The 706-nt window shown below is 44.9% G+C and carries 2 pseudogenes; one reads left to right on the top strand and one right to left on the bottom strand.

Features of this window, described 5'->3' with window-relative positions:
- Window positions 1-176 (top strand): annotated as a pseudogene (locus tag R7Z50_RS27455) (phosphatase); the annotation flags it as partial.
- Window positions 177-306: 130 nt separating this feature from the next.
- On the opposite strand, the pseudogene R7Z50_RS27450 reads toward R7Z50_RS27455, so the two are convergent.
- Window positions 307-706: pseudogene (locus R7Z50_RS27450) on the bottom strand (hypothetical protein); the annotation flags it as partial.

Below are 706 nucleotides of genomic sequence, written 5' to 3'. Positions count from 1 at the left end.
CCGGCTCTGATGCGCACTTTTGCGAAGAGATTTCAAAACTGGATCTCGCCATCGAATTGCTGGAAAAACATGGCGTGGAGAAGGACAAAATCCTAACGACTTCAACCCGTCGTTTCTTGAAGTTCTTACTACTCAGAGGTAAACCACGCATTCCTGAGTTCGACGCGTTTTACTGATGTATGTGCATGAATAATCAAAAGTAGACCCCGCCAATCGGCGGGGTTTGTATTAGTTATGTACAAACTTGATTACTTACAAAGGTGACTCAACGACTACATATTTACGATCTGCCCTAAGTGGCGCAAACTATGTGTCTTGGTATTTGAAATAGCTTTGCCCGTCTATCACTATCGTCTGCTTGGTGTGGGGAAGTGAGTCAACAATTTCGCCAAGCTTATAAGGACTTGGGGTTTTCTTAGTGATCGTTTTGCTTGTCTCTGTTGTCGTGGTGCTCACTTGGTTAGGAGAGGCAGAATAAGAGTTGGGTGAGGTTGTCACAGTACTTAAGCTCGTTGTTGTTGACGCTGAGTTAGGTAAAACATCACTACCACTGATGACCGTGTAATTTCCGGCTGGTGGGTTTTGGACATACACGTAACGACTGCCGCGCTGTTGATAATAGGCGTCTTGCACAATGGCATAGGTCACTCCAGCGAAAATCGCAAACGTAGCGATGCCAACCAGATCGTTATGGTAATAGTAATAA

The organism is Vibrio sp. 1249-1 (genome assembly GCF_033340495.1).
Note: the sequence above shows the minus strand (reverse complement) of the source record. Positions and strands in the feature narration are given on the sequence as shown.